The organism is Streptococcus sp. SCPM-O-B-15294 (M123) (assembly GCF_058200455.1).
In genome coordinates, this window is sequence record NZ_JBYQGU010000005.1 from 1 (window position 1) to 13744 (window position 13744).

Below are 13744 nucleotides of genomic sequence, written 5' to 3' on the forward strand. Positions count from 1 at the left end.
GACAATTGAGAGGCTAGGACTTTTGTCCCAGCCTCTTTTTGCTTTCTATCTGAGCTAGTCTTTTAGGGGCAGTCGTGCTATAATCATACTAGCAGATTATTGAAGGAGAAATTCATGAATCAAACAGTTGAATATCTAAAAGAACTCACAGCCATCGCATCACCGACAGGCTTTACAGAAGAAGTGGCGACCTACCTAGTTAAGACTTTGACAGCCCTAGGCTACAGCCCTGTTCGGACAGCTAAGGGGGGCGTGACCGTTGTCCTCAAGGGTGAAAATAACGAGCAACACCGCTACATCACGGCCCATGTGGATACCTTGGGAGCGATTGTCCGTGCTGTGAAACCAGATGGCCGTCTCAAGCTGGATCGCATCGGTGGCTTCCCTTGGAACATGATCGAAGGGGAAAACTGTACCGTCCATGTGGCCAATACTGGTAAGACCCACTCTGGTACTATCCTTGTCCACCAAACCTCTTGCCATGTCTACAAGGATGCGGGAACAGTGGAGCGGACCCAGGACAATATGGAAGTGCGCTTGGATGAAAAAGTGACCTCTGAAAAAGAAACCCGTGACTTGGGGATTGAAGTGGGAGACTTTATCAGTTTTGATGCTCGGACCATCGTCACAGATACGGGCTTTATCAAGTCTCGTCACTTGGATGACAAGGTCAGCGCTGCCATCTTGCTTAATCTCCTTCGCGTCTACAAGGAAGAAGGCGTGACCCTACCAGTAACGACTCACTTTGCCTTTTCTGTCTTTGAAGAAGTGGGACATGGGGCTAACTCCAGCATCCCAGCTCAAGCGGTCGAATATTTGGCAGTCGATATGGGGGCTATGGGAGATGACCAGCAGACAGACGAGTACACGGTTTCTATCTGTGTCAAAGATGCTTCTGGTCCATACCACTATGGTTTCCGCCAACACTTGGTGGCCTTGGCCAAGGAGCAAAACATCCCTTACAAACTGGACATCTATCCTTTCTATGGCTCGGATGCCTCTGCAGCCATGAGCGCAGGAGCAGAAGTCAAGCATGGTCTTCTCGGAGCAGGGATCGAGTCTAGCCACTCCTATGAGCGGACGCATGTGGATTCTGTGGTGGCGACAGAGCGTATGGTCGATGCCTATCTCAAGAGTGACTTGGTCAAATAAGCTTCGTTATAAAGGTTAAAATATAGGATTGAATCTGCCTGGTCCAGTTGACTGGGTAGATTTTTTAGGATAAACTGTTAAAAAATTCTTGACAAGCCAAAAAAATGTAGTAAAATATGAAGTAAATCAGAAAGTAACTAGTCTAAGATTTTCAGGGAGCCTGCGGGTATTGTGAGCAGGTAGTCGGGGTTAGTGAACATTGGGCTGATTGTTTAGAGTAGGAGAAGATAACACATATTCTTCTCGGTAGGCACCCCTTATCGTGCAGCTCCTTGTTAGAGGAGATAGAGATAATGGTCGCTTTCTACCCTTTTTGACCATTAACTGAGGTGGTACCGTGTTAAACCTGATTTAATGCCCTCACAGAGTGTTACTCTGTGAGGTTTTTTGTATTATGTTGAAGTTGGTCAGCTTGCTAACTTTGAAGAGTATTGGATATGATTGGATCAGGACTTGCATCGCTTCGTCCCTAGGAAAAGAAAGGAATTCCTATGAAAAAAATTTTACCAGCTGATACCTTAACCCCCATTCTAGCCTACATGCGTGTCCAAGGTGACCATAAGGTCATCCTTGAGTCGATCCCGCGTGAAAAGGAGAATGCCCGCTTTTCTATCGTGGCCTACAATCCAGTATTTGAGGTGACCTATCAGGATGGCATCCTGTATGAGAATGGCAAGGTGCTGGAGCAAGATCCTTTTGACTACCTCCACCAGGTAACGGTCAAGGGGCTGACGTCTGATCTTCCTTTCGCCGGTGGGGCCATCGGTTTTGCAGGCTACGATATGATCGGAGTCTATGAGGAGATTGGATCTATTCCTCAGGATACGATCGGGACGCCAGACATGCATTTCTTCATCTACGAGTCCTATTTGATTTTTGACCACAAGAAGGAAAAAGTCTATGTGGTGGAAGACAATATCTACTCTGGTCGAAGCAATGACGCGGTCCGCCAATCACTGGGGCAAGTGGTGACCGATCTGCAAACCCAAGCACCCAACGAGTTCACCCCTCAGGCCTTGCAGGCCCTGCACTTCACCAACCATATCGAGAAGGAAGTCTTTATGGAGATGGTGGAGAAGGCCAAGAAACTGATCCGTGAAGGCGATATGTTCCAATGTGTCCTCAGTCAACGCTTTTCAGCAGACTTTGAGGGTGATCCTTTGGATTATTACCGGAATTTGCGCGTGACCAACCCATCCAACTATCTCTATTTCTATGACTTTGGCGACTATCAAATCATTGGGGCCAGTCCTGAAAGTCTGGTATCGGTGAAAAAGGGAGAGGTGACGACTAATCCAATCGCCGGAACCCGACCTCGTGGAGCAACGGAAGAAGAGGACCAAGCCCTGGCACATGAACTGCTTCACGATATCAAGGAAACAGCCGAGCACCGTATGCTGGTAGATCTGGGCCGCAATGATATCGGGAAAATCGCTCAAAACGGGACTGTCGAAGTGACCAAGTATATGGAAGTCGAGTATTTCCGCTATGTCATGCACCTAACCAGTGTGGTCAAGGGGCAACTCCTGCCTCACTTAACAGCTCTCGATGCACTCAAATCTACCTTGCCAGCTGGGACAGTCTCTGGGGCTCCTAAGATTCGGGCCATGCATCGGATCTATGAATTGGAACAGGAAAAACGTGGCGTCTATGCAGGAGCTATTGGTTACCTCTCTGCGACAGGGGATATGGACTTTGCCATTGCCATACGGACCATGATCCTCAAGAATCAAAAGGCCTACGTCCAAGCAGGAGCAGGGATTGTCTACGACAGTGTTCCGGAGAATGAATTTTACGAGACGATTAACAAGGCAAAATCGATGACAAGAATAGGAGATGTTCAATGATTTTATTAGTGGATAATTACGATTCCTTCACCTATAATTTGGCCCAATACTTGGGAACTTTTACAGACGTTGAAGTCTTGCGAAATGATGATGAGCGTTTGTATGAGCAGGCGGAAGTGGCAGATGCCCTCGTCTTCTCTCCAGGTCCAGGCTGGCCAGCAGATGCTGGGAAAATGGAAGCCATGATCAAGGACTTTGCAGGTAAGAAACCTATGTTGGGGATTTGCTTAGGTCACCAGGCCCTGGCGGAGACATTTGGCGGCAAGTTGCGCCTGGCTAAGAATGTCATGCATGGCAAACAAAGCCAGATTACTTTTGAAACTCCATCTCCCATTTTCAAGGATATTGAAAATGATGTGCCCATCATGCGTTACCATTCTATCGTCGTTGACCAAATGCCAGAAGAATTTGAGGTCACGGCCATTACCACGGACGACCAAGAAATCATGGCCATCCAACACAAGAGCCTGCCAATCTACGGACTTCAGTATCATCCTGAGAGTATCGGTAGTCCAGATGGTTTAAAAATGATCGAAAATTTTGTGAAGCTGGTCCTAGACTAGACCAGCAGTTCCAAGCAGCTAAAATTTCTATTGAAACGTGTAGAAAAGACAAGAGGAAACCCTTATGAAAGAACTATTCTTACAAATCTCTAATCGCCAAGACTTGACGCAAGAGCAAGTCCAAGAAGTCTTTGATCAAATCTTGCAAAACCAACTATCAGAAAGTCAAATCGCTGCCTTTTTGATGGGACTCAAAACCAAGGGAGAAACAGCAGACGAAATTACCGGAATTGTACGCGCCTTAAAGGCCCATGCGACGGTATTGCCAGAGACCTTCTCAGATGCCATGTGTAACTGTGGGACTGGTGGAGACCAATCCTATAGCTTTAACATTTCGACGACCGTTTGCTTCGTTTTGGCTGCGGGAGGGATCCGCATGGCCAAGGCCGGCAATCGCTCTGTTTCTTCTAAGTCAGGCTCTGCAGATGTCCTTGAAGCGCTGGGCATCAACGTGGCTGCCTCGCCAGAGACCCTCTCTAAAGCCTTGGACGAGGTTGGTTTGGCCTTTATCTTTGCGCAAACCATGCATCCGGCTATGCGCTTCATTGGCCCTGCTCGTCAAGCTATGGGGATTCCAACCATTATGAACTTGGTTGGTCCGCTAGCTAATCCACTGGATCTTGAAACCCAACTCATGGGGCTCTACCGTGTCGAATTGCAAGAGATTGTCGCGCGTGCCATCCAGCAGTTGGGACGCAAACGAGCCGTCGTCATCACAGGTCCTGACAATATGGACGAAGCAGCTCTGTATGGAACCAATACCTATACTCTCTTAGAAGACGGAAAGATCAGCCAGCATACCTTTACCTATGAAGATCTAGGGATGGACAAGGTAGAGCTGTCTGAAATAACTGGTGGCGATGCCAAGGAAAATGCAGAAATTCTCCTCAGTGTCTTGAAGAATGAAGCCAGCCCTTATCTGGAAACAACAGTTCTCAATGCTGGTCTTTGCTTTTATGCCAATGGAAAAGTCGCAAGCATCAAAGAAGGTGTGGAGCTTGCGCGTCAATTGATAGCGGATGGTTCTGCCCTTGCTAAATTGCAACACTTACAAGAGGTTCAAGTATGAGTAAAGCCTTTCTACCAACGATCCTAGAACAAAAAGAAAAAGAAGTGGCGCAAATGGTCATGGAAGACCTCCAGCCTCTCCGTCAGACCTATCGTCTCTATGATTTTCTCAAGAGCCATCAAGAGCACTTGCAGATTATCGCCGAGGTGAAGAAAGCCAGCCCTAGTATGGGGGATATTAACTTGGATGTGGATATTGTCGCCCAAGCCATGACCTATGAAGAAAATGGGGCAGCCATGATCTCAGTCCTGACGGACCAAGTCTTCTTCAAGGGGGATCTAGACTACCTTCGTGAGATTTCTTCCCAGGTGACGATTCCAACCTTGGCCAAGGATTTTATTATTGATGAGAAGCAAATTGTCCGCTCTCGCAATGCCGGAGCGACGGTTATTCTCTTGATTGTCGCAACCCTGCCAGAAGCCCGGCTCAAGGAACTCTATGACTTTGCGACGGGGCTTGGTTTGGAAGTGCTTGTAGAGACCCATAACTTAGCTGAGCTCGAAATCGCCCATCGAATCGGAGCGGACATCATCGGGGTCAACAACCGGAATCTGGTCACCTTTGAAACGGATCTGAATACTAGTCTTGAATTGTCCACATATTTCAAAGACCAGCCGGTTTATATATCGGAGTCCGCTATTTTTAATGTGGCAGATGCGGCTCTAGTCGCTCCCTACTTTAATGGGATCTTGGTGGGGACTGCCCTCATGACAGCAGGAGATGTAGCAGCAAAGGTCAAGGAGTTACAAATTGACAAATGTTAAAATATGCGGCCTGTCTACAGCGGAAGCCGTGGAGACGGCTGTTCTAGCAGGAGCAGACTATATCGGCTTTGTATTCGCTAAGAGCAAGCGGCAAGTCAGTCTGGAGCAAGCCCATGAATTGGCGAGACTGGTGACTGGTCCGACCAAAATTGTCGGAGTCTTTGTCTCACCCAGTCTAGAGGACTTGGAGCAAGCCATTGCTCAGGTTCCCTTAGACATTGTTCAGATTCATGGATCGTTTGACGAAGATCAGATTCCAAAGATTTCAGTTCCCGTCATTCGCGCGATCCAGCTCAATGATAGTGAAGCCCAAGTGTCAAGCCAGGAAGATTATCTGCTCTTTGATGCTCCAGTAGCTGGGAGTGGGCAAACCTTTGATTGGGACTTGCTGAAAGATAAGAAGATCCGGCAGGACTTCTTTATTGCAGGGGGCTTGACAGTGGACAATGTCCGCCAAGCTCGAGAGACCTTTCAGCCTTATGCACTGGATGTCTCTTCAGGGGTCGAAACAGACGGACACAAAGATATAGAAAAGATAAAAGCATTTATAGAAGGAGCGAAAGCATGAACTATCAACTACCGGATGAAAAAGGGTTTTATGGTAAATTTGGGGGCCAGTTTGTCCCAGAAACCCTGATGACAGCCGTGATCGAACTGGATAAGGCGTACAGAGAAGCCAAAGCAGATCCAAGCTTTCAAGCGGAATTGGATGACTTGCTCAAGAATTATGTTGGACGGGAGACTCCACTATACCACGCCAAAAGTCTCTCCAAGCACATCGGTGGAGCACAAATCTACCTGAAACGGGAAGACCTCAACCATACAGGGGCCCACAAGATTAACAATGCCCTTGGTCAGGTCTTACTGGCTAAACGGATGGGCAAGAAGAAGATTATCGCGGAGACAGGGGCTGGTCAACACGGAGTTGCGACAGCGACGGCAGCGGCACTCTTTGAGATGGAGTGTACCATCTACATGGGGGAAGAAGATGTCAAACGCCAGGCCCTCAATGTCTTTCGGATGGAGCTCTTGGGAGCAAAAGTCCATAGTGTGACAGACGGATCGCGCGTGCTGAAAGATGCGGTCAATGCAGCCCTTCGTGCATGGGTGGCTGGGATTGATGATACTCACTACATCATGGGGTCTGCCCTTGGACCAGCTCCCTTCCCAGAGATTGTTCGAGATTTTCAATCCGTGATTGGTAAGGAAGCCAAACGTCAGTTTGCTGAAGTCTCAGGTGGAAAACTTCCTGACGCGGTCCTAGCCTGTATCGGTGGGGGCTCCAATGCTATTGGCATGTTCTACCCATTCGTAGAAGACGAATCTGTAGCCATGTACGGAGCGGAAGCCTCTGGTCTTGGTTTGGATACGGACAAACACGCAGCGACTTTTGCCAAAGGTCGTCCAGGTATCCTTCACGGAGCTTTGATGGAGGTGCTTCAAGATGCCCATGGACAGATCATGGAGGCTTTCTCTATCTCTGCTGGACTGGATTATCCTGGTGTGGGGCCAGAGCATTGCTATTTTAATGAAATTGGCCGGGCTACCTATGATTCCATCACGGATGAAGAAGCCCTCGAAGGATTTAAGTTGCTCTCTCGTTTGGAGGGGATCATTCCAGCATTGGAGTCCAGTCATGCTATCGCTCTAGCGCAAAAAGTCGCAGCAAAAATGACTCCGGACCAAAATCTTATCATTTGCCTATCTGGTCGTGGAGACAAGGATGTCATGCAGGTGAAAGAACGGTTTGAAGCAGAAGGGAAGTAGAGATGACCAAAACACTAACACAGCATTTACAAGCTATTAAAGACAGCAAGCAAGGAATCTTCGTCCCTTACATCATGGCGGGCGATCATGAGAAGGGAATTGATGGGCTTTTTGAGACCATTCAGCTCTTGGAAGAAAGTGGAGCATCGGCTATTGAAGTGGGGATTCCCTGGTCGGACCCTGTAGCGGATGGCCCAGTCATCGAGATGGCTGGTCAACGTAGTTTGGCCAAGGGAGTGACCTTAACCGCTATTGTAAAAAAACTCCAAGAACAAGAGACCAAGATTCCCCTGGTCATCATGACCTATATCAATCCGGTCTACCAATATGGGATTGAAGCCTTTATAAAAGAATTGGCTTCTACCTCCGTCAAAGGCTTGATCATTCCCGACTTGCCAAATGAACATGCGGATATGATAGCACCTTACTTGGAAGGGAGTGATATTGCCCTTGTTCCCTTGGTCAGTTTGACCACAGGCATCGAACGCCAAAAGGCCTTGATCCAAGAAGCAGAAGGCTTTATCTATGCGGTAGCCATCAATGGAGTTACTGGGAAGATGGGCAACTACCGGGACGACTTGGATCAGCACTTGGCGACCTTGAGAGACTTGGCCACTATTCCAGTTCTGACAGGATTTGGGGTCTCCACCCAAGAAGATATCCAACGCTTTAATCAAGTATCAGATGGTGTCATCGTGGGGTCAAAAATTGTTCGGGACCTTCATGAGGGAAAAACCAGCGATGTTAAGGCCTTTGTAGACTATGGTTCACACTTTAATAAATTCTAAGGTTAAGAAAAATTACAAAATTTAATAAATTTTCAGAAAATTACTTCTCTTCTGAAAATCTTTGTGGTATAATCTTAAGACAACCTTAAAAATTTATTAGGAGTAAACAATGAAAAAAAGAAATGTCATTGCTCTTGCAGGAGTAGCTCTTCTTTCAGCAGGTATTCTTGCAGCATGTTCTGGTGGTTCTAAATCATCAAGCTCAAGCTCAAAATCAAGTGAAGCAGGTCAAAAATTCTCTTACGTCTATGAGACAGAACCTGAAAACTTGAACTACATCACATCTGGTAAAGCTGCAACCCACGAAATCACAGGAAACTTGATCGATGGATTGTTTGAAAACGACAAGTATGGAAATTTGATTCCTTCACTTGCTAAAGATTGGACAGTTTCTCAAGATGGCTTGACTTATACTTACAAACTTCGTGATGATGCCAAATGGTATGATTCAGAAGGGGAAGAGTATGCGGATGTGACAGCAGATGACTTCGTTGCAGGGATCAAGTATGCTGCTGACCACAAGTCTGAAATGCTCTACATCATTCAAAACTCTATCAAGGGCTTGAATGATTATGTTGAAGGTAAGACTTCAGACTTCAAAAATGTAGGCATTAAAGCAGTTGATGATCATACCCTTCAAATCACTTTGAACCAGGCAGAGCCTTTCTGGAATTCTAAGTTGACTCTTGGGATCACTTTCCCAATCAACGAGAAATTCGTAGAATCAAAAGGGGATAAATTTGCCCAAGCAAGTGACACTAGCTCACTTCTTTACAATGGTCCATACATCTTGAAGAGCTTCACTTCTAAATCATCTATCGAGATGAGCAAGAATGAAAACTACTGGGATAAGGACAATGTTCACATCACAGATGTTAAGCTCGAGTACTATGATGGTCAAGACCAAAGTAAATTGGCGAACTCATTTGAAGACAATGCTCTTAGCCTTGCTAAATTGTTCCCAACTGGACCTGGATTTACAGACCAAGCTAAGAAGTTTAAAGATGAAATCATCTACACACCTCAAGATGCCAGCACCTTCGTTATCGGTGTGAATATCGACCGTCAGTCTTACAAGTACACTGCAAAAACAACAGATGAAGAAAAATCATCTACTAAGAAAGCTCTTTTGAACAAAGACTTCCGTCAATCCATCAGCTTTGCCTTTGACCGTGAAGCCTATGCTGCCCAAGCGAATGGTAAAGATGGAGCAAGCAAACTGATCCGTAACTTGTACATCCCACCTACATTCGTTCAAGCAGATGGCAAGACCTTCGGTGAGATGGTTAAATCTGAGTTGGTGACTTATGGAGACGAGTGGAAAGATGCAAATCTTGACGATGGTCAAAATGGTCTTTACAACGCAAAACAAGCCAAAGAAGAGTTTGCCAAAGCGAAATCTGCACTTGAAGCAGATGGCGTGAAATTCCCAATCCACTTGGATATGCCAGTAGACCAAACGACTCAATCTAAGGTTCAACGTGCTCAATCATTCAAACAATCGGTTGAAAGTACGCTTGGAAAAGAAAACGTCGTTGTCGATATCCATATGGTATCAAAAGAAGACCTCTTGAACGTAACCCTCTTTGCTGCTAAAGCAGAAGACGAAGACTGGGATATCTCAGATAACGTTGGATGGAGCCCAGACTATCAAGACCCATCAACTTACCTTGATATCTTGAAAGCTTCTTCTGGTGAAAACACTCGTACCTTCCTTGGATTTGACCCAAGCGAAAACAATGAGGCAGCTAAGAAAGTTGGCTTGTACGACTTTGAGAAGATGGTAACAGAAGCAGGAGCTGAAACACAAGACCTTAACAAACGTTATGAGAAATATGCTGCAGCTCAAGCTTGGTTGACGGATAGTGCTTTGGTCATCCCAACTACTTCTAAGACTGGTCGTCCATTCTTGACTCGTGTCGTACCATTCTCAGCACCATTTGGCTGGACTGGTGGTAAAGGGAAAGACAACGTTGTCTACAAAGGTATGGAACTTCAAGACAAGGCTGTAACAACCGAAGACTACAACAAAGCTCTTGAAAAATGGAAGAAAGAGCAAGCAGAGTCTAACCAAAAAGCTCAAGAAGAATTAAAAGATCACGTGAAATAAATATCTTTTGATCGAGGCAAATTTGCCTCGATTTTTTTCTTGTTCAGAATTTGCTATAAAAACGCTTACATAGTATAATAGCTGTATTGATTACAAAATAGTGAGGTCTCTTTTATGAAAAAGAAAACAGTGGTGTCCATGGTGGCTTCAAGCCTGCTACTAGCTCCCTTTGTCTTAAATCAAGTGGTAGCAGCAGATGAGAACCTAGCAGAGCTTGCTCCAACGAAAGAAGTGGTGACTCAGGTGGCTCCGGAGCCTGTAGCTTCTGAAGGAGCAGCTTCCCAATCTCAAACAGACCAGTCTGCATCCGGCCCAAGTGTGGATCCTAAGAAGGAAGTAGAGACTTCTGAACCTGCAGGACCGAGTCCAATTGCTCCGGCAGAGACGGAGGAGACTGGCCAGACAGTTGGACAAGAAAAGACCGTGACGGTAACTGAAAAAACAAACCTCCCACAGGCACCCCAGGGGGCAGGTGTCCCAGCTAGTCCAGCGGCTTCGACGGGAACATCAGCTCCAGCAACAGGACAAGCCTTGACCTCTTATACAGGAAGCTTGGCAAATAGTGAGCTTAAGGATAAGGAATTAACGGTTCAAAATGCTGTTGATGAATTGCTTCAGTGGGCTGCGACGGATTCCAAACAGGTCGGTCAATCGGCTGCGGATCGGGAACGCTTTGCTAAGAGTCTAGGGATGATTAGCACTCAAGAGGACTTGAACCGCAAGGTCAGTCAAGAAGAGCTGACCAATATGTATAGCATTGCTAAGAAACTCTATGATGCCTATCGCTCTGAAAAGAAAGCTCCTCTCTTTTTAAATGGGCGGGCTCAACCCATCTTTCCTTATACAAGTGGGGAAAAATCAGATGAAGACTATCACTATGAGGATAGCGAAATCGTCCGCTTCCCAGTCTATGTAGAGACCGATTACGATACAGATGCGGATGGCAAGCCGGACTTAGTCAAGGCCATTGTCCAGTTGCCTAAGGCAGTTGCCAGGGGAGACTTTAAGGCGGCGACCATTCTAGAAGCACGTCCTTATGTAGCAGGAACCTTGGATGAGAACTATGTGACCCTTGAAAGTTTGGGCTTACCGACAGATGGCTCCTATGATATGAAGAAATTGCGGAAGCAACCGGCTAAACGTCAGGCAGTTGGAAACTCGTCAACAGTAGAAGCGGCTAAGAAGGCCAAGGCTTCGGATTGGTATTACTACAGTCCCTACGAGTATATCTATGACTACGAAAATCTCAACTGGTACGACTATTTCTTGGTCAGAGGCTATGCTTTTATCTCCAGTGCTGGGCTTGGTACCAAGGGATCAGAAGGATTTAACACCACAGGATCTGATCTCGAAATCAATGCCTTCAAGAATATCATCGAGTGGGTCAATGGCAAGCGCAAGGCCTACACCGATAAGACTAGCAATATCGAAATCAAGGCAGACTGGGCTACAGGAAATGTTGCTATGACCGGTCTATCCTGGGCTGGAACCACGACCTTTGGTGTGGCAGCGACAGGCGTAGAAGGCCTAAAGACTATCGTTCCGGCAGCAGGAATCGCTTCTTGGTATGATTATTTCAACAGCCAAGGAACTCAGTTTGGCAATGCACCTTATAGTGACCTTTCATGGCTCTCCCTCTACGTTAGCACGCGGATGCTTGATCAAGACGACTGGGCTGGTATTTGGCAAAATTATGCCAACTATATCAACCAGCTCAACAAGGATCAAAATGCGCACGAACGCAATTACAGCGATGTCTGGAAGGAGCGGGATTATACCCTTCATCCTGAAAAATTCAAGACCAGTGCCCTCTTGGTTCACGGCTTGAATGATGACAACGTTAAAACCAAGCATTTTGAACTCATGTACGATGCCCTCAAGAAGGCAGGCCAAGATGTCAAGCTCTATCTCCACCAGGGAGACCACGTCTATCCAGCAGCCATGTCTCGTGGTTATGGTATCCAGGCCAATGGCCAAGATTTCTATGACCTTTTGAATACCTGGCTTAGTCATTACCTGTACGGGGTAGAGAATCAAGTTGACAAATTACCAGCTGTCTTGGCACAGAACAACTATGACCCAAGCAAGTGGACTACTTATGATAACTGGAAGACTTCGCAACGCCTCTTCCTTAATGCCCAGTCGAAACGCTTGGAAGAGACGATTTCAAGCGATTACGCAGGAGCTGGCATAGAGATTGCTAAACGCAACGAAACTGTGAGCCAAGCTTCTTCAAAAGCCAACATGACCTTTGTGTCAGAAGTGACAGAAGATACTACCATCAAAGGTCATATCCCTGTGCACTTCAAAGCAGCCCTGGCTAAGGGGAAAGGCAAAAACTTTCAGATCAATGCCCTCTTAGTCGACGTCTCTGATGAGGAATTTGATGTGGTCGGCAACGGTGGCGTCAAAGCAGATAAAAAAGCAGATGGCTTCTGGATGGGAAGTAACCTTTCTAATCTCTCTGTAGCAGAGTTTGAGACCATTAAGACCAAATACAAGGTCATTGCCAAAGGATGGATCAACCTGGCCAACCCTGAGTCTGGCTATGATTCAGCCAGCTCAAGAAATAGTATCGAGCCAAAAGTTGGAGAATTCCACGACTATACGGTCCATCTCCAACCAAACCTCTATACGGTTAAAAAGGGCCACAAATTAGCCCTAGTCTTCAATACCTATGATCCATCAGATCTAACAGTGGAAAATCCATACGAAGTCACCTTCAAGACAGATTCTATCCGTGCGACCATTCCGATTGTAGAAGGGACGCGTTCGCAAGTAGCTACTTATCTTCCTAACGCAGCTGATACAGCATATGCTGCCCTTCCTGAGATTCAAGGAGCCAAATTGGTAGAACCAGCAGTTCATTACATCACAGAATACCATCTGCCAGTCCTTCCAGAACCTGAAAGATATGGTAGATCAGAGATTCCTGCTAGTACAAATCTTCGTCCTCTCGTCAAAACGGCTGAGAAAGAAACTGCAAAACCAGAATCTCTATCTGTTGCTTATGGACAAACATTTGTCTATAAGAAGGGTAAAGCAGTAGTTCCAGCGCAAGAAAAAGCAGGTCAGCTTCCTCAAACAGGCACTGAAGAGGAATGGATAGGATTCTATGGGTTAGGTACCCTCCTCTTGTCTAGCCTTCTTTTCTGGAAGAAAAAGAAAGAAGATGTCCAAGGCTAAGAACGTAGCAAATATTTCTAAAAACTTGAATTTTGGTGTAGAATAGAACTATCAATGAGAGATTAGTGGAAAGCACTGATCAAAGGAGGAACTATGGTACACGTACTAACAGATGCAACATTTGAACAAGAAACTAGCCAAGGCTTGGTCTTGGTGGACTTTTGGGCAACTTGGTGTGGTCCTTGCCGGATGCAGGCACCAATCTTGGAACAGTTGGCAGAAGAGATCCATGAAGATGACTTGAAAATCTTTAAGATGGATGTGGATGAAAATCCAAACACTGCTCGTAACTTTGGCATCATGTCTATCCCAACACTCTTGTTCAAGAAAGATGGCCAAGTGGTGAAACAAGTCGCTGGTGTTCACACCAAAGAACAACTCAAAGCGATTGTTGCGGAATTAAGCTAAGATAAAAGGAGCCCTTGGCTTCTTAGCGTATCAAACTCGTTCACTTCCGATGATGGAAGTGGGCGAGTTTTTTTCTTTTTATGAATTTGT

Annotated in this window: 11 protein-coding genes; all 11 read left to right on the forward strand. The window is 46.1% G+C overall.

The features are described from left to right. Positions 1-114: 114 nt before the first annotated feature. The 11 genes from AC3E8G_RS04550 (at position 115) to trxA (ending at position 13654) form a co-directional block, all read left to right on the forward strand. Positions 115-1152: a M42 family metallopeptidase gene (locus AC3E8G_RS04550; RefSeq protein ID WP_490677118.1), complete on the forward strand. Its 1038-nt coding sequence runs from the start codon at positions 115-117 to the stop codon at positions 1150-1152. A 491-nt stretch (positions 1153-1643) separates the two neighbouring features. Further along, positions 1644-2999: an anthranilate synthase component I gene (trpE, locus tag AC3E8G_RS04555; RefSeq protein WP_490677119.1), complete on the forward strand. Its 1356-nt coding sequence runs from the start codon at positions 1644-1646 to the stop codon at positions 2997-2999. Continuing rightward, entirely contained in the window at positions 2996-3562 is a 567-nt protein-coding gene (locus tag AC3E8G_RS04560; RefSeq protein ID WP_154857776.1) for an aminodeoxychorismate/anthranilate synthase component II, read from the forward strand. Before trpE ends, AC3E8G_RS04560 begins: the two co-directional genes overlap by 4 nt. 64 nt (positions 3563-3626) lie before the next feature. After that, on the forward strand, positions 3627-4631 hold the full coding sequence (gene trpD, locus AC3E8G_RS04565; RefSeq protein ID WP_490677120.1) for an anthranilate phosphoribosyltransferase: 1005 nt from the start codon (positions 3627-3629) through the stop codon (positions 4629-4631). Further along, positions 4628-5395 (forward strand): indole-3-glycerol phosphate synthase TrpC, encoded by a 768-nt coding sequence (gene trpC / locus AC3E8G_RS04570; RefSeq protein WP_490677121.1) that lies wholly within the window; start codon positions 4628-4630, stop codon positions 5393-5395. The genes trpD and trpC overlap by 4 nt, the downstream gene beginning before the upstream one ends. After that, positions 5382-5963 carry a phosphoribosylanthranilate isomerase gene (locus AC3E8G_RS04575; RefSeq protein WP_490677122.1) on the forward strand — a complete coding sequence of 194 codons (582 nt, stop codon included), beginning with the start codon at positions 5382-5384 and terminating at the stop codon, positions 5961-5963. Before trpC ends, AC3E8G_RS04575 begins: the two co-directional genes overlap by 14 nt. Next, positions 5960-7162 (forward strand): tryptophan synthase subunit beta, encoded by a 1203-nt coding sequence (gene trpB / locus AC3E8G_RS04580; protein ID WP_272083937.1) that lies wholly within the window; start codon positions 5960-5962, stop codon positions 7160-7162. Before AC3E8G_RS04575 ends, trpB begins: the two co-directional genes overlap by 4 nt. A 2-nt stretch (positions 7163-7164) precedes the next feature. Next, on the forward strand, positions 7165-7950 hold the full coding sequence (gene trpA, locus AC3E8G_RS04585) for a tryptophan synthase subunit alpha (protein ID WP_490677123.1): 786 nt from the start codon (positions 7165-7167) through the stop codon (positions 7948-7950). A 109-nt stretch (positions 7951-8059) separates the two neighbouring features. Beyond that, positions 8060-10060: a peptide ABC transporter substrate-binding protein gene (locus AC3E8G_RS04590; RefSeq protein WP_490677124.1), complete on the forward strand. Its 2001-nt coding sequence runs from the start codon at positions 8060-8062 to the stop codon at positions 10058-10060. Positions 10061-10174: 114 nt separating this feature from the next. Then, positions 10175-13246: a CocE/NonD family hydrolase gene (locus AC3E8G_RS04595; protein ID WP_490677125.1), complete on the forward strand. Its 3072-nt coding sequence runs from the start codon at positions 10175-10177 to the stop codon at positions 13244-13246. Between the two features lie 93 nt (positions 13247-13339). Then, complete coding sequence (gene trxA / locus AC3E8G_RS04600; RefSeq protein ID WP_006595996.1) at positions 13340-13654, forward strand: thioredoxin; 315 nt, start codon at positions 13340-13342, stop codon at positions 13652-13654. Positions 13655-13744: the final 90 nt, after the last annotated feature.

What these genes read in the sequence shown, in the direction of transcription:
- AC3E8G_RS04550 (WP_490677118.1), top strand. Translation starts at nt 115, where the DNA reads ATGAATCAAACAGTTGAATATCTAAAAGAACTCACAGCCATCGCATCA.
- trpE (WP_490677119.1), top strand. Translation starts at nt 1,644, where the DNA reads ATGAAAAAAATTTTACCAGCTGATACCTTAACCCCCATTCTAGCCTAC.
- AC3E8G_RS04560 (WP_154857776.1), top strand. Translation starts at nt 2,996, where the DNA reads ATGATTTTATTAGTGGATAATTACGATTCCTTCACCTATAATTTGGCC.
- trpD (WP_490677120.1), top strand. Translation starts at nt 3,627, where the DNA reads ATGAAAGAACTATTCTTACAAATCTCTAATCGCCAAGACTTGACGCAA.
- trpC (WP_490677121.1), top strand. Translation starts at nt 4,628, where the DNA reads ATGAGTAAAGCCTTTCTACCAACGATCCTAGAACAAAAAGAAAAAGAA.
- trpB (WP_272083937.1), top strand. Translation starts at nt 5,960, where the DNA reads ATGAACTATCAACTACCGGATGAAAAAGGGTTTTATGGTAAATTTGGG.
- trpA (WP_490677123.1), top strand. Translation starts at nt 7,165, where the DNA reads ATGACCAAAACACTAACACAGCATTTACAAGCTATTAAAGACAGCAAG.
- AC3E8G_RS04590 (WP_490677124.1), top strand. Translation starts at nt 8,060, where the DNA reads ATGAAAAAAAGAAATGTCATTGCTCTTGCAGGAGTAGCTCTTCTTTCA.
- AC3E8G_RS04595 (WP_490677125.1), top strand. Translation starts at nt 10,175, where the DNA reads ATGAAAAAGAAAACAGTGGTGTCCATGGTGGCTTCAAGCCTGCTACTA.
- trxA (WP_006595996.1), top strand. Translation starts at nt 13,340, where the DNA reads ATGGTACACGTACTAACAGATGCAACATTTGAACAAGAAACTAGCCAA.